The 21137-nt window shown below is 72.9% G+C and carries 19 protein-coding genes; 10 read left to right on the forward strand and 9 right to left on the reverse strand.

Annotation, left to right across the window (positions count from 1 at the left end; translation table 11 throughout):
* Nucleotides 1-248: 248 nt before the first annotated feature.
* The 3 genes from ACIOFR_RS12980 (at nucleotide 249) to ACIOFR_RS12990 (ending at nucleotide 5030) form a co-directional block, all read left to right on the forward strand.
* Nucleotides 249-2573 (forward strand): ribonucleoside-diphosphate reductase subunit alpha, encoded by a 2325-nt coding sequence (locus tag ACIOFR_RS12980; protein WP_400995857.1) that lies wholly within the window; start codon nucleotides 249-251, stop codon nucleotides 2571-2573.
* 20 nt (nucleotides 2574-2593) lie between these two features.
* A complete protein-coding gene (locus ACIOFR_RS12985; protein WP_400995858.1) occupies nucleotides 2594-3589 on the forward strand; it encodes a ribonucleotide-diphosphate reductase subunit beta in 996 nt (331 codons plus the stop codon).
* 106 nt (nucleotides 3590-3695) lie between these two features.
* Nucleotides 3696-5030 carry an acyltransferase family protein gene (locus tag ACIOFR_RS12990; protein ID WP_400995717.1) on the forward strand — a complete coding sequence of 445 codons (1335 nt, stop codon included), beginning with the start codon at nucleotides 3696-3698 and terminating at the stop codon, nucleotides 5028-5030.
* Between the two features lie 98 nt (nucleotides 5031-5128).
* Here ACIOFR_RS12990 and def read toward each other — a convergent pair whose 3' ends face one another.
* The 4 genes from def to ACIOFR_RS13010 form a co-directional block, all read right to left on the reverse strand.
* Nucleotides 5129-5761 carry a peptide deformylase gene (gene def / locus ACIOFR_RS12995; RefSeq protein ID WP_400995720.1) on the reverse strand — a complete coding sequence of 211 codons (633 nt, stop codon included), beginning with the start codon at nucleotides 5759-5761 and terminating at the stop codon, nucleotides 5129-5131.
* Between the two features lie 108 nt (nucleotides 5762-5869).
* Nucleotides 5870-6859, reverse strand: a complete 990-nt coding sequence (locus tag ACIOFR_RS13000; protein ID WP_400995722.1) for a hypothetical protein — start codon at nucleotides 6857-6859, stop codon at nucleotides 5870-5872.
* Between the two features lie 106 nt (nucleotides 6860-6965).
* Nucleotides 6966-8297 carry an HD-GYP domain-containing protein gene (locus ACIOFR_RS13005; protein ID WP_400995724.1) on the reverse strand — a complete coding sequence of 444 codons (1332 nt, stop codon included), beginning with the start codon at nucleotides 8295-8297 and terminating at the stop codon, nucleotides 6966-6968.
* A complete protein-coding gene (locus ACIOFR_RS13010) occupies nucleotides 8294-9691 on the reverse strand; it encodes an HD-GYP domain-containing protein (protein ID WP_400995726.1) in 1398 nt (465 codons plus the stop codon). The genes ACIOFR_RS13005 and ACIOFR_RS13010 overlap by 4 nt, the downstream gene beginning before the upstream one ends.
* Nucleotides 9692-10128: 437 nt before the next feature.
* On the opposite strand from ACIOFR_RS13010, the gene ACIOFR_RS13015 reads away from it, so the two are divergent.
* Nucleotides 10129-11433: a carbohydrate-binding protein gene (locus ACIOFR_RS13015; RefSeq protein ID WP_400995728.1), complete on the forward strand. Its 1305-nt coding sequence runs from the start codon at nucleotides 10129-10131 to the stop codon at nucleotides 11431-11433.
* A gap of 89 nt (nucleotides 11434-11522) precedes the next feature.
* On the opposite strand, the gene rsrA is transcribed toward ACIOFR_RS13015, so the two are convergent.
* From rsrA to ACIOFR_RS13035, 4 genes are all read right to left on the reverse strand, one after another.
* The gene (rsrA, locus tag ACIOFR_RS13020; protein WP_400995730.1) at nucleotides 11523-11864 is read right to left on the reverse strand and encodes a mycothiol system anti-sigma-R factor; all 342 of its coding nucleotides are present in this window, start codon (nucleotides 11862-11864) and stop codon (nucleotides 11523-11525) included.
* Nucleotides 11861-12727, reverse strand: a complete 867-nt coding sequence (locus ACIOFR_RS13025; protein WP_400995733.1) for a sigma-70 family RNA polymerase sigma factor — start codon at nucleotides 12725-12727, stop codon at nucleotides 11861-11863. Before ACIOFR_RS13025 ends, rsrA begins: the two co-directional genes overlap by 4 nt.
* A gap of 146 nt (nucleotides 12728-12873) precedes the next feature.
* Nucleotides 12874-13509 carry an alpha/beta family hydrolase gene (locus ACIOFR_RS13030; RefSeq protein WP_400995735.1) on the reverse strand — a complete coding sequence of 212 codons (636 nt, stop codon included), beginning with the start codon at nucleotides 13507-13509 and terminating at the stop codon, nucleotides 12874-12876.
* A 119-nt stretch (nucleotides 13510-13628) separates the two neighbouring features.
* The gene (locus ACIOFR_RS13035) at nucleotides 13629-14378 is read right to left on the reverse strand and encodes an SOS response-associated peptidase (RefSeq protein WP_400995737.1); all 750 of its coding nucleotides are present in this window, start codon (nucleotides 14376-14378) and stop codon (nucleotides 13629-13631) included.
* Between the two features lie 145 nt (nucleotides 14379-14523).
* Between ACIOFR_RS13035 and ACIOFR_RS13040 the strand changes: the two genes are divergently transcribed.
* From ACIOFR_RS13040 to hisN, 5 genes are all read left to right on the forward strand, one after another.
* Nucleotides 14524-15237, forward strand: a complete 714-nt coding sequence (locus tag ACIOFR_RS13040; protein ID WP_400995738.1) for a M50 family metallopeptidase — start codon at nucleotides 14524-14526, stop codon at nucleotides 15235-15237.
* Nucleotides 15238-15301: 64 nt separating this feature from the next.
* On the forward strand, nucleotides 15302-16621 hold the full coding sequence (gene aroA / locus ACIOFR_RS13045) for a 3-phosphoshikimate 1-carboxyvinyltransferase (RefSeq protein WP_400995739.1): 1320 nt from the start codon (nucleotides 15302-15304) through the stop codon (nucleotides 16619-16621).
* Between the two features lie 16 nt (nucleotides 16622-16637).
* The gene (gene rsgA, locus ACIOFR_RS13050) at nucleotides 16638-17693 is read left to right on the forward strand and encodes a ribosome small subunit-dependent GTPase A (RefSeq protein WP_400995740.1); all 1056 of its coding nucleotides are present in this window, start codon (nucleotides 16638-16640) and stop codon (nucleotides 17691-17693) included.
* A 127-nt stretch (nucleotides 17694-17820) separates the two neighbouring features.
* A complete protein-coding gene (locus ACIOFR_RS13055) occupies nucleotides 17821-18144 on the forward strand; it encodes a DMT family transporter (RefSeq protein WP_400995741.1) in 324 nt (107 codons plus the stop codon).
* Nucleotides 18145-18220: 76 nt separating this feature from the next.
* On the forward strand, nucleotides 18221-19018 hold the full coding sequence (gene hisN, locus ACIOFR_RS13060; RefSeq protein WP_400995742.1) for a histidinol-phosphatase: 798 nt from the start codon (nucleotides 18221-18223) through the stop codon (nucleotides 19016-19018).
* A 119-nt stretch (nucleotides 19019-19137) separates the two neighbouring features.
* Here hisN and ACIOFR_RS13065 read toward each other — a convergent pair whose 3' ends face one another.
* Nucleotides 19138-20616: a catalase gene (locus tag ACIOFR_RS13065; RefSeq protein WP_400995743.1), complete on the reverse strand. Its 1479-nt coding sequence runs from the start codon at nucleotides 20614-20616 to the stop codon at nucleotides 19138-19140.
* A gap of 102 nt (nucleotides 20617-20718) precedes the next feature.
* Here ACIOFR_RS13065 and ACIOFR_RS13070 point away from each other — a divergent pair, with 102 nt between their 5' ends.
* Complete coding sequence (locus tag ACIOFR_RS13070; RefSeq protein ID WP_400995745.1) at nucleotides 20719-21129, forward strand: Fur family transcriptional regulator; 411 nt, start codon at nucleotides 20719-20721, stop codon at nucleotides 21127-21129.
* Nucleotides 21130-21137 lie beyond the last annotated feature (8 nt).

Genomic DNA, 21137 nt, shown 5'->3' on the forward strand with positions numbered 1-21137 from the left:
GCACCGCAGTACCGTCCGGGCCTCGCGGGTGGGCCGGGGTGAGACCACGCGCGCCTGGTGATTCGGCGTGCCGCTCCCCCCTGCCTGAAGCCGGTCCGGCCGATCTCGTCCGCCGCCGCCACAGGAGAGAGTGCGCCTTGACCGTCGCCGCCTCAGTCGCCCTGCCGTCCCAGGGTTCCTCCCCCAGCCTCCGGCCGGGTGGTGCCCCCAACGCCGCCGAGAGCGACCCCGGTGCCGCGCTGCTCCGGATGCTCACCGACCGCAGCACCGACCTCCCCCAGGTGGACCCCGGCCACGTCGCCGCCGCCGCGCTGCGCGGCCGCCACGCCGGCTCCGACTTCGCGGAGCTGCGCGGGCTGGCCGTGGAGGCCGCCGCGTCGATGATCGCCGAGGACCCCCAGTACTCGAAGCTGGCCGCCCGCCTGCTGGCGCTGGAGATCCTGGACGAGGCGGTCGGTCAGGGCGCCGTGTCGTTCTCCGCCTCGATCGCCGTCGGCCACGCCGAGGGCCTGATCGGCGACACCACGGCCGCCTTCGTGGCCCGGCACGCGGACTCCTTCGACGCGCTGATCGACCGGACCGGCGACGACCGCTTCGAGTACTTCGGCCTGCGGACCGTGCAGTCCCGCTACCTGCTGCGCCACCCGATCACCCGCAAGGTGATCGAGACCCCGCAGCACTTCCTGCTGCGCGTCGCGGCCGGTCTGGCGGTCGGCGACAGCGAGAAGTCGGTGCGCGAGGTGGCCGAGCTGTACGCGCTGATGAGCGCGCTCTCCTACCTGCCGTCCTCGCCGACCCTGTTCAACTCCGGCACCAAGCACCCGCAGATGTCCAGCTGCTACCTGCTGGACTCGCCGCTGGACAACCTGGACTCGATCTACTCGCGCTACGCGCAGATCGCCCGGCTGTCCAAGCACGCCGGCGGCATCGGCCTGTCCTACAGCCGGATCCGCTCGCGCGGCAGCCTGATCCGCGGCACCAACGGCCAGTCCAACGGCATCGTGCCGTTCCTGCGCACGCTGGACTCCTCGGTCGCCGCCGTCAACCAGGGCGGCCGCCGCAAGGGCGCGGCCTGCGTCTACCTGGAGACCTGGCACGCCGACATCGAGGAGTTCCTGGAGCTCCGCGACAACACCGGCGAAGAGGCCCGCCGCACCCACAACCTCAACCTGGCGCACTGGATCCCGGACGAGTTCATGCGCCGGGTCAACGCCGACGCGGACTGGTCGCTGTTCTCCCCGGCCGACGTGCCCGAGCTGGTCGACCTGTGGGGCGCCGACTTCGACGAGGCGTACCTGAAGGCCGAGCAGGCCGGCAAGGCCGTCCGCACCATCCCGGCGCAGACCCTCTACGCCCGCATGATGCGCACCCTGGCGCAGACCGGCAACGGCTGGATGACCTTCAAGGACGCCTCCAACCGCGCCGCCAACCAGACCGCGCTGCCCGGCCGCACGGTGCACTCCTCGAACCTCTGCACCGAGATCATCGAGGTCACCGACGACTCCGAGACCGCGGTCTGCAACCTGGGCTCGGTCAACCTCGGTGCCCACGTGGCCGACGGCGCCACCGCGGCCGACCTGCTGAACACCATGGACTGGGACCGGCTGGACGCCACCGTGCGCACCGCCGTGACCTTCCTGGACCGGGTCATCGACATCAACTTCTACCCGACCACCGAGGCCGGGACGTCCAACTCCCGCTGGCGCCCGGTCGGTCTGGGCGTGATGGGCCTCCAGGACGTCTTCTTCCAGCTGCGCATCGACTTCGACTCCGCCGAGGCCAAGCAGCTCTCCACGCTGATCTCCGAGCGCATCATGCTCACCGCCTACGAGCGCTCCAGCGAGCTGGCGGAGGAGTTCGGGCAGCACAGCGCGTACGCCGAGACCCGGGCCGCCCGCGGCCAGCTGCACATCGACCACTTCGACGCCGCCCCGCAGTGGACCGAGCGCTGGGACGCCCTGCGCGCCCGGATCGCCACCACCGGCCTGCGCAACTCGCTGCTGCTGGCGATCGCGCCGACCGCGACCATCGCCTCGATCGCCGGTGTGTACGAGTGCATCGAGCCACAGGTCTCCAACCTGTTCAAGCGCGAGACCCTCTCCGGCGAGTTCCTCCAGGTCAACCCGTACCTGGTGCGCGAGCTCAAGGAGCTCGGCGTCTGGGACCAGCAGACCCGGGACGCGCTGCGCGAGGCCAACGGCTCCGTCCAGGAGCTCAACTGGCTGCCCGCCGGCGTGCGTTCGCTCTACCGCACCGCGTGGGAGCTCCCGCAGCGCGCGCTGATCGACCTGGCCGCCGCCCGGCAGCCGTACATCGACCAGAGCCAGTCGCTGAACCTCTTCATGGCGGCGCCGACCATCGGCAAGCTCAGCTCGATGTACGCGTACGCGTGGAAGGTGGGCCTGAAGACCACCTACTACCTGCGCTCCCGCCCGGCCACCCGGATCGCCCAGGCCGCGTCCGGCGCCGCCCGCACCGCCGTCCCGGTGCCCACCCCGACCCTCACCCCGGAGGAGGAGGCGGCCCTCGCCTGCTCCCTGGAGAACCCCGAGTCCTGCGAGGCCTGCCAGTGAGTTCCGCCGATCGCGACAAGATGCTGCTCGACCCCGGGTTCGAGCTGACGCTGCGCCCGATGCGCTACCCGTCGTTCTACGACCGGTACCGGGACGCGATCAAGAACACCTGGACCGTGGAGGAGGTGGACCTGCACTCCGACGTCGCCGACCTCGCCAAGCTGAGCGAGGGCGAGCGGCACATGATCGGCCGGCTGGTCGCCTTCTTCGCCACCGGTGACTCGATCGTCGCCAACAACGTGGTGCTGAGCCTCTACAAGCACATCAACTCCCCCGAGGCCCGGCTCTACCTGTCCCGGCAGCTGTTCGAGGAGGCCGTGCACGTCCAGTTCTACCTGACGCTGCTCGACACCTACCTGCCCGACCCCGAGGACCGCGCGGCGGCCTTCGCCGCGGTGGAGAACATCCCCTCCATCCACCAGAAGGCGCAGTTCTGCTTCACCTACATGAACGCCGTCGACCACCTGGACTCGCTGCAGTCCAAGGACGACCGCCGCGCGTTCCTGCTGAACCTGATCTGCTTCGCGGCCTGTGTCGAGGGCCTGTTCTTCTACGGCGCGTTCGCGTACGTGTACTGGTTCCGCAGCCGCGGTCTGCTGCACGGCCTGGCCACCGGCACCAACTGGGTGTTCCGGGACGAGTCCATGCACATGGACTTCGCCTTCTCGGTGGTGGACACCGTCCGCGAGGAGGAGCCCGACCTCTTCGACGAGGAGATGGCCAAGCAGGTCACCTCGATGCTGGAGGAGGCCGTCGAGGCCGAGCTCCAGTTCGCGCAGGACCTGTGCGGCGAGGGCCTGCCCGGGATGAACACCGAGTCGATGCGGGAGTACCTGCAGGCCGTCGCCGACCAGCGGCTGGCCCGGCTCGGGATGCCGATCCGCTACGGGTCCAGCAACCCCTTCGGGTTCATGGAGCTGCAGAACGTGCAGGAGCTGACCAACTTCTTCGAGCGCCGGGTCTCGGCGTACCAGGTCGCGGTCGAGGGCTCGGTCGCCTTCGACGACGACTTCTAGGCACGGCCGTCCGCCGCCCCGCCGTTGATGACGGCGGGGCGGCGGTCCCATATCGGCGCAGTCACCGGGCGGCCGCGCCCGCGACCCCGCACGCTAGGCTCCCCGGGTGTCGCACACTTTCCCCGCATCCGCCCTTGAGACGCCCACACCGCAGGCCGCTCCCGCGGGAACCGTTCCCGCGCAGAGCGCGCAGCGGTCCGCAGGCCCGGCCAAATCCCGCCTCGGGTGGCTGGACGCGTTGCGCGGGCTGGCCGCCCTGACCATCGTGGTCCAGCACTTCAGCCAGTTCCTGCTGCCCGGGGTCTTCACCCGCACGAGCCACTGGCTCGACCTCGGGTCCTACGGCGTCTTCCTGTTCTTCCTGGTCAGCGGCTACATCGTGCCCGCGTCGCTGGAACGGCGGGGCAGTGTGCGCGGCTTCTGGCTGAGCCGGCTGTTCCGGATCTACCCGCTGTGCCTGGCCGTCGTCGGAGCCGGCGTCCTGGTGTACGAGCTCGGCGCGTACCGCACGCTCTCCCCGGTCAACGGCTACGCCGCCGAGCACCCGGCCCTCGCGGCGCTGGGCAACCTGACCATGCTGCACGACTTCCTGGGCATGGGCGGCGTGCTCTTCGTGATGTGGACGCTCTCCTACGAGATGGCCTTCTACTTCCTGGTGGCCGCCCTCTTCGTGCTCGGGGTGCACCGCCGCAGCGCCGAGATATCGGTCGCGTTCGCGGTGGCGGGAGTCGCCGCCGTGGGGGTGTTCCCGCTGCTCGCCGTCACCCACGACCAGAGCTGGATCCGGCGGTCGGTCGTCCTGGTGGCCGCGGCGATGGCGGTCGGGCTGCTGCTGGTGATGAGCCGGCGCAGGCCGCTCGCGGTCGGCGGCGCCCTGGTGCTCGCCGGGCTGTCGCTCTACCTGCTGGTGGCGAACAGCCGCACGGGGTGGTTCAGCATGGCCATCCTGGCCACCATGTTCGCGGGCACCGCGTTCTACCGGGCCGAGCAGGGCCAGATCGGCCGGCTCAAGTGTGCGGTGGCCGGCGCCGTGGCGTTCGGCGCGATCGTCTGGGTCGGCACCCGGTACGGCGAGGGCGACGTCCTCGCGTCCCACCTCCAGAAGCAGTGGCCGATCACCATGGCCGCCACCTGGGCCACCTTCGGGATCGGCTACGCCCTGCGCAACCGGCGGATCCCGCGGGTGTTCTCGTGGCTCGGCTCGATCAGCTACTCGATCTACCTGGTGCACGCCGTGCTGCTGTGCGTCCTGCTCCGGCTGGTCGGCCCGCACCCCGCGACGAGTCTGTCCAGCGGGGCCCGGATCGGGCTGGGCGTCCTGTTCTGCGTCGTCGTGGTACTGCTGAGCCACCTGACGTTCCGCCTGGTGGAGCAGCCGTTCCAGCGGCTCGGCCACCGGGTGACCAAGCGGGTCGAGCGGATCGGCGCCCGGTCGGCCTGACGCTCCGTCCGACGTCCGCTCGGAGCGCGGGGCCGGTGTGCGCGGCACACCGGCCCCGCGCTCCGCGGTGCTGCCGGGGCTTGTCGGACAAGCCCTGGCTAGGCGTTCGGCACCGTGGCGTAGCGCGCGGTGCCCTCGGCCATCTGCTTCAGGACGTCCTTGCGGTCGCGCTTGGAGAGCCGGTCGATGTACAGGTAGCCGTACAGGTGGTCGGTCTCGTGCTGGAGGCAGCGGGCGAAGAAGCCGGTGCCCTCGACCCGGATCGGGTTGCCCTCCTTGTCCTGGCCGGTGACGGCGGCGTAGTCCGGGCGGGCCAGGTCCATGTACGCGGTCGGCACCGACAGGCAGCCCTCGGCCGAGTCGTCCAGCACCCGGCGGCCGGCCGGGAGCTCCTCCAGCACCGGGTTGACGACGTGTCCGATGTGGCGCACGCCCTGGTCGTCCGGGCAGTCGTAGACGAAGACCTTGAGGTCCACGCCGATCTGATTGGCCGCCAGGCCGACGCCCTGGGCGGCCTCCATCGAGACGAACATGTCGTCGATCAGCGCCGAGAGTTCGGCGTCGAACGAGGTGACGTCCTGGCACTCCCGGTGCAGGACGGGGTTGCCGACCACGGTGATCGGCCGGGCGGTGCCCTTCGTCAGGTCGGGCACCTCCCCGATCACCTGCTGGGCCTCGGGCTCGTCGTGGTCGTGCTCGTGGTCGTGATCGTGGTCGTGCTGGTCCGCCATGGTCGCTTCCGCTTTCGTGGATCTACCGGGATGTACCGCTCAAGGGTACGGCCCCCGTCACCCCGATGGTCCTTACTCCCCCGGGACGGACCCGCCCGCGGACGGCACTCAGCAGACCTCTTCGAGGTCCCGGTACGCCCGGGTGGCGGGCGAACCGGCCACCCAGCGCTCCAGCAGGATCCGCACCAGGGCCGAGGGCGCGGCGATGCCGCACTCGCGCTCGACCAGCCAGGCCAGTCCGGCGCTGCCCTGGCTCAGGTGGCTCAGGTGGCCCGGGTGGAAGGCGTCCCCGTCGTCGTGCGGGTCGTGGTGCACGGTGCGGCCGTCGTCGATCGCCATCCGGCTCTCGGAACAGGCCCGGCACAGCAGCCGCACCGAGGAGGTCCAGTCCTCGGCCGCGTAGCCGGCGTCCGAGACCAGCCGCTCCAGCGCGTCCCGGTCGCCCGCGGTGGCGGCCTGGAGCAGCACCACGTGGGTCGGTACCGGGGAGGGCGCCCAGAGTTCGATCTCGTCGAAGACCGGGTACGCGACGCCGTCCGAGACCCGCTCGCCGTGCGGGGCGCCGTCGTGCAGCACCACCTCGCCCCAGCGGCGGCCGGAGGACGGCAGCGGGATGGACAGCACCTCGATCCGGGCCGGGTCGAGCCGGCGGCCCCAGACCACCTCGGACTCGCCGTCCGGGGAGAGCCGGACCGGGGTGGTGCCGAGGTCCAGCTCGATCGTGCCGTCGGCGGCCGCAGCGGGCCCGCCGGGCAGCTTCAGGCCGTACGCCTGCCAGGCGCGGCGGGCCAGCGGCCAGTCCTGAAGGGCGGTGGCGGTGATGCCCAGGTTCCACCAGTCCGGGGCGCCCTGGCCGCGGTCCAGCAGGGCGACGGCGCGCAGCCCCGCGGTGCGGGACTGCTCCCAGTCCCGGCGGAACTTGTGCAGCAGGGCGAGGTTGAACCAGGAGTCGGAGAGCCAGGGCTCCAGGTCCGCGGCCATCACCAGCAGGGCGCCCGCGTCCTCGTACCGGCCGTCGCCGATCAGTGTGAAGGCCCGGTCGGTCGTCTGCCGCCAGGTGGCCGACGGCCGGTGCCGTGCGCGGTGGAAGATCCTCACGTTCCGTCCCTGCCGTTGTCGTCAACCGGGTCGCCCCGCCTCGGGTGTTCCCGCCACGACCGCATCCAACCACGCCACCCCTGGCGCGCGCTCCCCGCGCGGCCGTTCAGTGCGGTCCGCCGCCGCCGGCGCCGGGGCCGCCCGGCACCTGACCGCCCACTCTGGCCAGCGCGTCCAGGACCACCGGGTCGTACGCCCGGCCGCGTTCCAGCCGGAGCCGTTCCAGTGCCTGCAACCGCCCGGCCACCTCCGGCAGGCCCGCGCTGCGCGCCGCGGTCAGCAGGTCGTCGTGCGCGTTGGCGACCTGGATGATCCGGGCGGCGACCGGCAGCGAGCGGTCCGGCCGGCCGTCCGGCAGCCGTCCGGGGTCGGCGAGCCTGGCGACCTGCTGCCAGACCTGCCGGGGAACCCCGGTCCGCCGGATCACCTCGCTGCCCAGGCGGGCGATCCGCTGCTGCTCCTCGGCGGGCAGCAGTGCGGTGGCGCCGCCGGGCACCGGTTCGACCAGCGAGAGCTGCCCGATGTCGTGCATCAGCGCGGCGTACTCCAGCAGGGCGAGCTCCCGGGTGCCGAGGCCGAGCTCGCGGCCGAGCGCGCAGGCGGTGTCGGCGACCCGGCGGGCGTGGCCGGGGGTGGTGTAGCCGGCCACCTCGGTGGCCCGGGCCAGCGTCTCGATGGTCTGGCCGGTGGTGGCGCGGGCCGCGGCGGCCCGCCGGAAGGCCGCCCTGGCCAGCAGCAGCGGGGCGCAGAACAGCGGCAGCGCCCACAGGCCGACCTCGCCCGCCAGCAGGCTGAGCAGCATCCCGGTGGCCACGATCGCGGAGCCGATCCCGGCCAGCGAGCGCAGCTCGTCCTCCAGCGCGACGGCGAAGCGCGCGCCCGTCCTGGCCCGGTGCAGGACGGCGGCCAGGGCGGCGTCGCAGAGCGCGGCCAGGACGGCGACCGCGATCACGAACACCCCGTAACCGGGGCCGGTCGGCGTCAGCCGGTCGATCGCCCCGCTGGTGTACAGCGGCTGGAACAGCACGGCCGCGAAGGCCGCGGTGAGCAGCCTCCTGGCCGCGGCGTCGGCCCGGGCGGCGAGCGCCGGGGGGACCGGCCCGCGGGGCCCCAGCAGGCCGCGGGCCGCCCGCCGCAGCAGGGCACCCGCCAACATGCCGAGCCCGACCACCGCCACCACCTGCAAGGTGCCGTGCGAGGTGGGCAGCCCGCGCAGCGGGCCGAGCAGCGCGTACGCGAGGGCGGCGGCCGTGCCGACCGGCGCCTGGTCGCGGTCGCCCGGCAGGATCACCCGGACGCACTCGCCGAACGCGATCAGCCCGGCGAAGGCCAGGGCCACGGCCGGATCGGCCAGTCCGTGGGCGAGCGCGTGCAGCAGCCCCGCGCCGAACAGTCCGGCGGCCGCGCCGTACACCACCACGGGCGCGGTGCCGGTCACGACGGGCCGCCGGGGGCGGCGCCGGCGCCCTTGGCCGGGCTCCGGCGGGCGGGCTCGGGCACGCCGAGCGGGATGTCCGGCACCTCGCCGTCCCAGCCGCCGGGCGGGGGCGGCGCGGCCTGCCAGTCGTGCTCGGCCAGGGCCCGGACCAGGGCGCCCACCATCACCGGGTCGAACTGGCTGCCCGCGCAGCGGCCCAGCTCGGCCACCGCCTCGCCGACCGGCCGGCCGCGCCGGTAGGAGCGGGTGGAGGTCATCGAGTCGAAGGCGTCCGCGACCGAGATGATCCGGGCGAACTCCGGGATGCGGGCGCCGGCGAGCCCGTCCGGGTAGCCGCGGCCGTCCAGCCGCTCGTGGTGGTGCAGGATGCCCTCCCGCGCCTCGCCGAGGAACGCCAGCTCGCGGACCAGGTCGTGGCCGGCCACCGGGTGCACCTCGACCGCCCGCCGCTCGGCCTCGCTCAGCGGGCCGTTGCGCCGCAGCAGTTCGGTGGCGACCGCCAGCTTGCCGACGTCGTGCAGGGTCCCGGCGAAGTGCAGGGTCCGGATCCGTTCCTCGGCCATCCCGAGCTGGCGGGCGATCAGCACCGAGGCCCGGCCGACCCGCTCGCTGTGCCCCCTGGTGTAGGCGTCCTTGATCTCCACCGCCTGCACCAGCGCCTGCACGGTCGCCCGGTGGGCGGCCTGTTCGCGGTGGGCCTGGGCGGAGACCCAGGCAGAGATGGACAGCGGCAGCAGCGCGAGCAGCACGGCCAGCGCACCGTACGGGCCCTGCCACAGGACCGCGACCATCAGGCCGCCGGCCCCGTGCAGCAGGGCGGGCAGCAGGCAGTTCCACAGGGCACGGACCGTCCCGACCGCCGGGCCGGTGCCGGCGAGCCACCGGACGGTGCCCACCAGGACGCCGTTGACCAGGCAGAACACCAGGACGGCGGCGAGTGCGCCGAGCGCTGCCCCGGGGAAGCGGGAGCCCAGCAGCAGCCGTGGCCCGCCGAGCAGGTGGAAGACCGCCGCGGCGGCGAACGCCGCGAGGGCGAGCTGGGCGGCGTTCCACAGCCGGCGCACCGGCCCGGGCTGTCCGACCTGTCCGATCAGCGCGGCCGGGACGGCGACCAGCGCGGCGGCGGCCGGCGGGAGCATCAGCACGCCGGCGAACAGCACCGGGAAGAAGCTGCTGCCCGGGCGCCCGGCCGGTTCGGTGCGGGCCGGGCGGCGGCCGAGCAGGCGCTGCCAGATGCGGGTGCAGGGGGTGGGCAGCCCCTGGGCGAGCGATTCGAGGCACAGGTGCAGCAGCGCGAGCGGGGCCAGCCGCCTGAGGTCGACCGGCCCGCCGAGCCAGCCGGCGGCCCGGGGGAGGACCAGCGGGAGCAGGCAGCAGAAGGCGGCGAGAAGCACTCCGGCGACGCAGCCGGCCACCGCGCGCGGCAGGGCCGCACCGTCGCGAACACTGGCGATACCGGCCTCCCCACCCCGTGCGCTGCCCACCGGACGTGAGGGCCAGTCAGGAGAATAGGGCGCGACCCGAGCGCTGCGGCGCACGATGGCGGATTGCCGCCGTCGGGGCCGCGACAGCTCACCCGAACGAGTGAAAGGGCAGTCCGCGGGGCCGCGGACGCGGCGGGCGGCGCCCCGGACCTTAAATGCGTCCCAAGCCTTCGCCGGGCCCTTGACCCTCCTAGGTGGTCCAGTCCATTTTTAGGAGGCGGACCCGCCCCGCAGGGTCGCACCCCCGTACCGCACTCCCCGCACCGCGCTCCCCCGTTCAGCGCTGCCCGCCCCCGGCCCCCACCGCGTTCGGGCGGCCCCCCACTCCTGCCCGGAGAGGTTCCCGCATGGAACGAACCCAGCTCCGCTCCCCCGCACCCCGCCGGCACCGCCGCCGGCGCGGCACCCTGGCCGCCGCCGCCACCGCCGGCATCGGTCTGCTGGCCGGCGGCGTCGCCGTCCTCACCGGCAGCACCCACGCGGTCGCCGCGCTCGGCGCCACCGACGCGCTGGGCAGCAACTGGTACGCCTCGGCGCCGTACCTGATGCCCGAGGACAACAGCCCGCCGGACCCGGCCGCCGTGATGGACGCGACCGGCCAGAAGGCCTTCCAGCTGGCCTTCATCCTGGACGCGGGCGGCTGCCGGCCCGCCTGGGGCGGCACCTCCTCGATCGACACCGACACCGCCATGCCGGCGGTCATCCAGAAGATCCGCGGCAAGGGCGGCGACGTCTCGGTCTCGGTCGGCGGCTACGGCGGCAACAAGCTCGGCCAGGGCTGCGGCACCCCCGAGGCGACCGCGGCCGGCTACCAGAAGGTGATCACCAAGTACCAGCTGAAGGCGATCGACTTCGACCTGGAGGAGCCCGAGTACGAGAACGCCGCGGCCATCCACAACGAGATCGGCGCCGCGAAGATCCTCCAGCGGGACAACCCCGGCCTGTACATCTCGATCACCACGGCCGGCACCAACGCGGGCACCGGCTGGTTCGGGACGCAGATGCTGAACGAGGCCAAGTCCCAGGGCTTCACGCCGAACAACTACTCGATCATGCCGTTCGACGGCGGCTTCAACGGCGCCACGGCGCAGACCGACGCCCTGGTGAAGTTCAATCAGATCCTGCAGACCACCTTCGGCTGGAACGAGGCCACCGCCTACGCCCACGAAGGCGTCTCGCTGATGAACGGACGCACCGACGCCGCCGAGTACTTCCGGCAGGCCGACTTCCAGACCGTGCTCGACTTCGCCACCGCGCACAAGCTGGCCCGCTACACCTACTGGTCCGTCAACCGGGACCGCCAGTGCGCCGGGACGGTCGACCCCGGGCTCTCCGGCTCCTGCTCCAGCGTGGCCCAGAACGACTGGGACTTCACCAAGTTCACCGTCCGCTTCGCCGGTGCGACCCCGCCCACCACCCCGCCCACCACGCCGCCGACCAGCCCGCCGCCCGGCAGCCCGAGCCCGAGCCCGAGCCCGAGCCCGAGCTCCGGCACCTGCACCCAGCCCGCGTGGAGCGCCACCACGACCTACACCAACGGCAACAAGGTCTCGTACCAGGGCCACACCTACCACGCCAAGTGGTGGACCCTGAACGAGGTCCCGACGGCCAGCGGCCAGTGGGGCGTCTGGGCCGACGACGGCCCCTGCTGAGCCTGCGCAACGCCGTGCGGGCCGGCTCCCGGACCTCCGGGAGCCGGCCCGCACGGGTGCCGGTCCGTTCGTCCGCGTGCCGCGCGGCGCTACTCCGCGCCGGCCGTCGCCGGGGTGCCCTGCCCGGCCGGCGGCCCGTCGGCGGACTGCGCGGCGGCGGCCGCCGCCGAACGCTGTCCGGTCCGGATCGAGTCGATCCGGGCCAGCACCTTGGTGCGCAGATCGGCGGGCGTGTCGTCGCAGCCGCAGGACCGCTTGATCAACGCCTTGATGGCCTGTTCGAGACCGTACTTCTCCAGGCAGGGGGAGCACTCCTCGAAGTGCACCCGCAGCTTGGCACAGTCGCCCTCGGCCATCTCGTTGTCGAGGAATTCGTAGAGGTGGTCGAGCACCTCGCCACACTCGGTGTCGTGCGGATCGCCGCAGCTCATGAGCCCGCGCCCTTCGCTTCCTGACCTGCTCCACTGCCCGCCGGGACCAGCCCGCGGTCACGCGCGTAGTCCTCCAGCATGCCGCGCAGCTGGCGACGGCCCCGGTGCAGTCGGGACATCACCGTACCGATGGGTGTACCCATGATGTCCGCGATCTCCTTGTAGGCAAAGCCCTCGACGTCCGCCAGATACACGGCGATGCGGAATTCCTCCGGGATGGCCTGGAGGGCGTCCTTCACGTCGCTGTCGGGCAGGTGGTCGAGCGCCTGGGCCTCGGCCGAGCGCAGACCGGTCGACATGTGCGACTCGGCCCGGGCCAGCTGCCAGTCCTCGATCTCCTCCGCCGCGGTGCGCTGGGGCTCGCGCTGCTTCTTGCGGTACGAGTTGATGAACGTGTTGGTGAGGATCCGGTACAGCCACGCCTTGAGGTTGGTGCCCTCGCGGAACTGGTGGAAGGACGCGTACGCCTTGGCGAATGCTTCCTGCAGCAGGTCCTCCGCGTCGGCCGGGTTGCGGGTCATCCGCAGCGCCGCCGAGTACATCGGATCGAGGTACATCAGCGCGTCGCGCTCGAAGCGCTCGCGCCGCGACTCCTCGCTCTCGTCCGCGGAGACCCGGAAGGTGTCCTCGCCGATCGCCTCGGCCAGTTCGTCACCGGTGAGCGCCTCGCCCGCGGGCAGGCCCTCCCTCGGACCGCCCACGCCCGACACGGACTCGTCATCGGTCCCGACGACCGGACCCACCTCCTCGGCAGTGCTGGCCCGGCCCACGGCGGGCCGACCCGAGATGGAGGATATCGGGCTCACGGGCTTCTCGCCCGCGACAAGCCAGTCCGACCAGTCGGGCACGAGCGTGTTGGCCACCGCTCGCTCCTCCGGCCGCTCGGGGCACGCGATCGAACCCATCTGCTGCGCCACCTTTCACCGCGACTCTGCTGACGGTGGGGTCAACCACCGGACGCGGTCGCGCATTCCCGACCGGAGTCGGGCGCCCGCGGACGGTTGCCGGATCAGGTGCGGGCCACCAGCCAGTCGCCGACCGCCGCGGTGATCAGGGCCGCCACCTCCGGCGGCCCGAGCACGGCCCGCTTGGGGACCTTGAAGCCGTGGCCCGCCTCCGGCACCTCGACCAGCCGGTGGGTGGCCGGCAGCGCCGGGAACTCCCCGGGCGTGCCGAAGGTGTCCGCGCCGCCCTGCACCACCAGCGTGGGCAGGCCGGTGCCGAGCAGTTCGTCGGCCCGGCTCTTCTCCGGCCGGCCCGGCGGGTGCAGCGGGAACGACAGCACGAGCACCCCGGCGGCGCCGCTGTCCCGCCCGGTCCGGCAGGCCACCCGGGCGCCGGCGCTGCGCCCTCCGACAAACAGCGGCACACCGTCCTCCGCCAGCTCCGGCAGCACCGGCAGCCAGCCGGCGTCCAGCGTCTTCGGCGCGGGCGCCAGCCGCTTCCCGGCCACCCGCCAGGGCTGCTCGACCAGGGCGACGGCGAAGCCGAGCGGCGGCAGCGCGGCCGCGAGCGCCTGGAGGTCCGCCGCCTCGATGCCGCCGCCGGCGCCGTGCCCGAGGGCGAGCCGGGCGCGGGGCGGGCCGGCCGTCTCGAACCGGGTGATCCGGGCGTCGCCGGCGGGGGTGGTGACCAGGGTCTGCACGCGGGGCTCCCGGGGGGGGTCGGGCCAACTCGGGCCAACTCGGGCCAACTCGGGCCAACTCGGGACAACTTGGCCCGGCTCGGGCCAGCTCGGAGCGGCTCCGGACGGCTCCGGACGGCTCAGAACAGTGTGGTGCGGTCCTCGTCGGTGAGCTCCCGCACCAGCTCCGGACCGTTGTTGCGGATGTTACCGACGGCGGTGCCCACCGGGTGCACCCGCAGCGCGCCGGGCGCGGGCGCGACGAGCAGGGAGCGGAGCTCGTCCGGGTCGGTCCGGGCCGGGTCCAGCCAGGCGTCGAAGTTGGACGGGTCGAGGAAGAGCGGCATCCGCTCGTGGATCGGGGCGAGCAGCGGCTCGGCCTCGGTGGTGACCACCGTGCAGGTGACCCGCCAGGCGTCCGGGTGGTCGGCGGGGAGGGTGCGGTCGCGCCAGAACTCGTACAGGCCGGCCAGTGCGAGCACGCCGCCGTCGGCCCGGGAGACGAAGTACGGCTGCTTGCCGGCCCGGCCCCTGGTCCCGGGTATCGACTGCCACTCGTAGTAGCCGTCGATCGGGATCAGACAGCGGCGGGCGGCGAAGGCCTGCCGGTAGGAGGGCTTCTCGTGCACGGTGTCGGCCCTGGCGTTGATCATCTTGACCGCGGTGTCCGGGGACTTCGCCCAGGCCGGCACCAGGCCCCAGCGCAGCACACGCAGCTGGCGCAGCGGCTCGGGCCGGTCCTTCGGGGTGCGCTCCAGCACCACGAAGGCCGGGTCGGTGGGGGCCACGTTCCAGCTCGGGGCGAGCGTCTCGGTGGGATCCCACTGCTCCACGCCGAACAGCCCGACCAGGTCCTCGGGCTTGGTGGTGGAGGCGAAGCGACCGCACATGCCGATCAGCTTGCCACGCCCGTCCCGCCCGCAGGGGCCCGTCCCGCGGATCGGCACCGGGGAGAACCGGCGGCTACCGCCGCACCGTCCCCGCATGGGAGGCTGCCGCTCCGGCAGTGGACCGAGGGACTTGGGCGGTACGGGTATGGACTTCGCGAACGTGTGGCACCGGGCGGTGGACCCCCAGCCCCTGCCGCCGGGCTGGCTGGTGCTGGGCACGGCCGCCGTCGCCCTGCTCGCCGTCGCCGTGCACCCGGCCTGGCGGCTGAGCCGGAACGTGGTGACCATCGCGCACGAGGGCGGGCACGGCCTGGTCGCGCTGCTCACCCGGCGGCGGCTGTCGGGGATCCGGCTGCACTCGGACACCTCCGGGCTGACCCTCTCCTCCGGGCCGCCGACCGGCCCCGGCATGATCCTCACCGCCGCGGCCGGCTACACCGCACCCTCGCTGCTGGGCCTGGGCGGCGCGGCGCTGCTGGCCGCCGGGCGGATCACCGCCCTGCTGTGGATCTCCATCGTGCTGCTGGCCGGCATGCTGATCATGATCCGGAACGCCTTCGGGGTGCTCTCCGTGCTGGTCACCGGTGCCGCCTTCGTCCTGATCTCCTGGTACGGCGGCGACGAGCTCCGGGCCGGCTTCGCCTACCTCGGCATCTGGTTCCTGCTGCTGGCCGGCGTGCGGCCGGTGATCGAGCTCCAGCGCAAGCGCCGGCACGGCGGGGCACCCGACTCGGACGCCGACCAGCTGGCCCGGCTGACCGGGATCAGCGCCCTGCTCTGGGTCGTGCTGTTCCTGGTGATCGCGCTGGTCTGCCTGCTGATCGGCGGCGGCTGGCTGCTGGACTGGTCGGCCCGCTGAGCCGCTCCCGGCACGCCCCGGCCGCCGCACCGGCGGGTACCCCGGCCACCCCTAGACTTGCCGCATGACCGACTCCCTGTGGCCCGCCCCTGTCGCCACCGCCGCCGTCGACGCGACCGTGACCATCCCCGGCTCCAAGTCCGCGACCAACCGCGCGCTGGTGCTGGCGGCGCTCGCCGACGGCCCGGGCTGGGTCCGCCGCCCGTTGCGCAGCCGCGACTCGCAGCTGATGGCGGACGGCCTGCGGGCGCTGGGCGTCGGCATCGAGGAGACGGTGAACGCGGCCAGCGGCGGCACCGGCGGCGGCGAGGCCTGGCGGGTCATCCCGGCCGGCCGGCTGCACGGCCCCGCCCAGGTGGACGTCGGCAACGCCGGCACCGTGATGCGCTTCCTCCCCCCGCTCGCGGTGCTCGCCGACGGCGCGGTGCACTTCGACGGCGACCCCCGCTGCTACGAGCGCCCCCAGCACGGCGTGATCGACGCCCTGCGCGCCCTCGGGGCGCGGATCGACGACGGCGGCCGCGGCGGCTTCCCGCTCACCGTGCACGGCACCGGCTCGCTGGACGGCGGCCCGGTGGAGCTGGACGCCTCCTCCTCCTCGCAGTTCATCAGCGCCCTGCTGCTCTCCGGCGCCCGCTACAACAACGGCGTGGAGATCCGCAACACCGGCGGCACCGTGCCCTCGCTGCCGCACATCCGGATGACCGTGGACATGGTCCGCAAGGCCGGCGGCCAGGTCGACGCCCCCGAGGACGGCGGCGAGAAGGACGTCTGGCGGGTCACCCCCGGTGCCCTGATCGGCCGCGACCTGGTGGTCGAGCCCGACCTCTCCAACGCCGCCCCGTTCTTCGCCGCCGCGCTGGTCACCGGCGGCCGGGTCACCGTCCGGGACTGGCCGAAGCACACCTACCAGCCCGGCGACCAGCTGCGCGAGATCTACACCCGGATGGGCGGCAGCTGCCGGTTCTCGGACGAGGGCCTGGAGTTCACCGGCACCGGCCGGATCCACGGCATCGAGGCCGACCTGCACGACGTCGGCGAGCTCACCCCGGTGATCGCCGCGGTGGCCGCGCTGGCCGACTCCGAGTCCCACCTGTACGGCATCGCCCACCTGCGCCTGCACGAGACCGACCGGCTCGCCGCGCTGGCCAAGGAGATCAACGACCTCGGCGGCGACGTCACCGAGACCGAGGACGGCCTGCGGATCCGCCCGCGCACCCTGCACGGCGGCGTCTTCCACACCTACGAGGACCACCGCCTCGCCACCGCCGCCGCCGTGCTCGGCCTGGCGGTCAAGGGTGTCGAGGTGGAGAACGTGGCGACCACCGCCAAGACCCTGCCGGACTTCCCGCAGATGTGGGCCGATCTGCTGGGCCAGAGCTGACGGGAAGTAGAACAGCATGCGCCGCTACGGCAAGGACGCCGACGAGGACGACATCCGCAACCGCCCGGGCCGCAAGGGCTCCCGGCCGCGGACCCGGATCCGGCCCAAGCACGAGGACGCCGCCGAGGCGATGATCCTCACCGTGGACCGGGGTCGGCTGACCTGCCTGGTGGACGCGGGCACCAAGCAGGAGCGCCAGGTCATCGCCATGAAGGCGCGCGAGCTGGGCCGCAAGGGCGTGGTGGTCGGCGACGTGGTCAACGTGGTCGGCGACCTCTCCGGCGAGGCCGACACGCTGGCCCGGATCGTCCGGGTCGAGGAGCGCAGCTCCGTCCTGCGGCGCACCGCGGACGACGACGACCCGTACGAGCGGATCGTGGTCGCCAACGCCCAGCAGCTGGCCATCGTCACCGCCCTGGCCGACCCGGAGCCCCGGCCCCGGCTGATCGACCGCTGTCTGGTGGCCGCGTACGACGCCGGCATGGAACCGCTGCTGGTGCTCACCAAGTCCGACCTGGCCCCCGCGGCGCCGCTGCTGGAGGCGTACGCGCCGCTGGGCATCCAGTACGTGGTGACCCGGCGGGACGAGCTGGAGACGGCGGGCGCCGAGGCCGTCCGCGAGCACCTGCGCGGGCGTTCCACGGTCTTCATCGGGCACTCCGGCGTCGGCAAGACCACGCTGGTCAACGCCCTGGTCCCGGCGCACCAGCGGACCACCGGCGTGGTGAACGCGGTCACCGGGCGCGGCCGGCACACCACCGTCTCGGCGCTGGCGCTGCGGCTGCCGCCGCCGCCCGGGGCGAAGCCCGGCTCGAAGAAGGCACTGGACCCGGGCTGGGTGATCGACACCCCGGGCTTCCGGTCCTTCGGGCTCTCGCACATCGACCCGTCCCGGGTCATCCTGGCCTTCCCCGACCTGGAGCCCGGCACCGTCGACTGCCCGCGCGCCTGCAGCCACGACGAGCAGGACTGCGCGTTGGACGCCTGGGTCGCGGACGGCCACGCCGACCCGGCCCGGCTGTACTCGCTACGCCGGCTGCTCTCCACCCGCGAGGCCGGCGAAGGCGACTGACCCCGCCCGGCGGCACCGGACCGGCCCACCGTTCGGCCGGTCGGAGGTGTCGGACGGCCCTGTGCTGGCGATCATAGGAAGGTCGGACCGACCCCGGTCCCGTCCGCCGGGAGACAGGGAGCCAGCGATGCCATGGGCCATGGTCGTCCTCGCCGGTCTGCTGGAGACCGGCTTCGCGGTCAACCTCAAGCTGAGCCACGGTTTCACCAAGCTCTGGCCGACCGTCGCGTTCTGCGTGTTCGCCCTGGGCAGCTTCGGGCTGCTCACGCTCTCGCTCAAGTACCTGCCGGTGGGCAGCGCCTACGCGGTGTGGACCGGCATCGGCGCGGCCGGCACCGCGGTGTACGGCATGGTCTTCCTGGACGAGTCCAGCAGCACCCTCAAGCTGGTCTCGATCAGCCTGGTGATCGCCGGGGTGGTGGGCCTCCAGATCAGCGGCAGCGGGCACTGACCACCGCCGTAGCCCCGTCGCGTCCGCTGAGCGAGCCGCGGTGCCGGGATCGTGGAGGTCTCGCTATCGTTCGGGCATGGCCGATTATCACGACGATCTCCGACTCGCCCACGTCCTCGCCGACTCGGCCGACTCCATCACCATGGAGCGCTTCAAGGCACTGGACCTCAAGGTCGAGACCAAGCCCGACCTGACCCCCGTCAGCGACGCCGACAAGGCCGCGGAGGAGCTGGTGCGCAGCGTGCTCCAGCGGGCCAGGCCGCGCGACGCGGTGCTCGGCGAGGAGTACGGCCTGCAGGGCTCCGGCCCGCGCCGCTGGGTGATCGACCCGATCGACGGCACCAAGAACTACGTCCGCGGGGTGCCGGTGTGGGCCACCCTGATCGCCCTGCTGGAGGAGGGCGTGGACGGTGAGCTGCAGCCGGTGGTGGGAATCGTCTCCGCGCCCGCGCTGAACCGCCGCTGGTGGGCCGCGAAGGACCTGGGCGCGTACGCCGGCCGGAGCCTGGCGAAGGCGTCCCGGATCTCGGTGTCGGGCGTGGCCGAGCTCGCGGACGCCTCGCTCTCCTACTCCTCGCTCAGCGGCTGGGAGGAGCGCGGCCGGCTCGACCCGTTCCTGGACCTGACCAGGGCCTGCTGGCGCACCCGCGCCTACGGCGACTTCTGGTCGTACATGATGGTCGCCGAGGGCGCGGTGGACATCGCGGCCGAGCCCGAACTGAGCCTGTGGGACATGGCGGCGCCGTGCATCGTGGTGCAGGAGGCGGGCGGCCGCTTCACCGGGCTGGACGGCTACGACGGGCCGAACGGCGCGGACGCGGTGGCCAGCAACGGGCTGCTGCACGACGAGACCCTGCGCTGGCTGAGCGTCTGAGCGGTCCAGGGCTTGTCTGACAATCCCTGGCGCGGCGGGTCCGGGACACCGGGCGCCGACGTGGTCGCGGGCCCGGGAGCGGTCGAACCGCTCCCGGGCCCGCAGCTCTTGACGGCCCGCTACTTCTGCTTGCGCAGCTCGCGGACGGCCTCCTCCAGCCGCCGGCCGTAGTCGGCGTCGGCCTGGCGGAAGTTGTCGATCGCGCGCTCGACGATGTCGTCGCGGTCGGCCGAGACCTTGGCGATGAAACCGGAGAGGTTGGCGATCAGTCGCTGCTTCTCCTCCTCGGAGAACAGCCGGTAGAGCGTGCCGGCCTGGACGAAGTCGTCGTCCTCGGCGTGCACGGGGGCCGCGTGGTTGCCGGTGGTGCCGGCGACCGGGACGGCGGCCCAGAGCGGACGGCCGGTCTCCACCGGGCCGCCGAAGCTGTTGGGCTCGTAGTTCTTCTGCCGGCCGTGCCGGCCGTCGTAGAGGTGGCCGTCCCGGTTGTTGGTGCGGGCCTCGCCGGCGTGCGGCCGGTTCACCGGCAGGTGGTCGGCGTTGATGCCGACGCGGTAGCGGTGGGCGTCCGCGTAGGCGAACAGCCGTCCCTGCAGCATCTTGTCCGGGGAGGGGCCGATGCCGGGCACGAAGTGCGCCGGGGAGAAGATCGACTGCTCGACCTCGGCGAAGACGTTGTCGGGGTTGCGGTTGAGCTCCAGCCTGCCGATCTCGATCGGCGGGTAGTCCGCGTGCGGCCACACCTTGGTCAGGTCGAACGGGTTGAAGCGGTAGGTCGCGGCGTCGGCGGCGGGCATGATCTGCACCTGCACCGTCCAGGTCGGGAACTCGCCGCGCTCGATCGACTCGCGCAGGTCCCGTTGGTGGCTGTCCGGGTCCTCACCGGCGAGCGCGTTGGCCTCGGCCTGGGTGAGGTTCCGGATGCCCTGGTCGGTCTTGAAGTGGTACTTGACCCAGAAGTGCTCGCCGGCCTCGTTCTGCCACTGGTAGGTGTGCGATCCGTAGCCGTTCATGTGGCGCAGGGTGGCCGGGATGCCGCGGTCGCCGAAGAGCCAGGTCACCTGGTGGGTGGACTCGGGCGAGAAGCCCCAGAAGTCCCAGACGTTGTCCGCCTCCTGGGAGCCGGTGTACGGGTCGCGCTTCTGGGTGTGGATGAAGTCCGGGAACTTGATGGCGTCCTTGATGAAGAAGACCGGCGTGTTGTTGCCGACCAGGTCGTAGTTGCCGTCCTCGGTGTAGAACTTCAGCGCGAAGCCGCGCGGGTCGCGCACCGCGTCCGCCGAGCCGAGGTTGCCGGCCACGGTGGAGAACCGCAGGAACGTCTCGGTCTGCAGGCCAACCCGGGACAGGAACTTCGCCCGGGTGTACGGCGTGAGGTCCGCCGTCACCGTGAACGTGCCGTAGGCGCCGGCGCCGCGGGCGTGCACCACCCGCTCCGGGATCCGCTCGCGGTTGAAGTGGGCGAGCTTCTCGAAGAGGTACTGGTCCTGGATCAGCGCGGGGCCGCCCACACCGGCCGTCTCGGTGTTCTGGTTGTCGGCGACGGGCGCGCCGGCCTCCGTGGTGAGGGTGGGCCGCAGGTCGTCCTGGGTGGTCATGGCGTGCCTCCGCGTTGTCCGGTCGTGACGAATCGATCCTATCTTGGACTTTGTCCAAGTCAATACTGGAATCAAGTTAAGATCGTGCCCTACCCTTGACCCATGAGTGACCTGCTGGAACGACTCCGGACCCGCGGCTGGCGACTCACCTCACAGCGACGGGTGGTGGCCGAGGTCCTCGACGGCGAGCACGTCCACCTGACCGCCGACGAGGTGCACGCACGCGCCGTCGGGCGGCTGCCCGAGATCAGCCGGGCCACCGTCTACAACACCCTCGGCGAGCTCGTCGGCCTCGGCGAGGTCCTGGAGGTCTCCACCGACGGGCGCGCCAAGCGGTACGACCCCAACGCGCACCACGCCCACCAGCACCTGATCTGCTCGGGCTGCGGCGCCATCCGCGACGTCCACCCCCAGGGTGATCCACTCGCCGCGCTGCCCGCCACCGAGCGCTTCGGCTTTGTCATCTCCGGCGCCGAGATCACCTACCGCGGCCTCTGCCCCACCTGCCGCTGAAGCCCCTT

This window comes from Kitasatospora sp. NPDC088346 (genome assembly GCF_044740765.1).
GTDB lineage: Bacteria > Actinomycetota > Actinomycetes > Streptomycetales > Streptomycetaceae > Kitasatospora.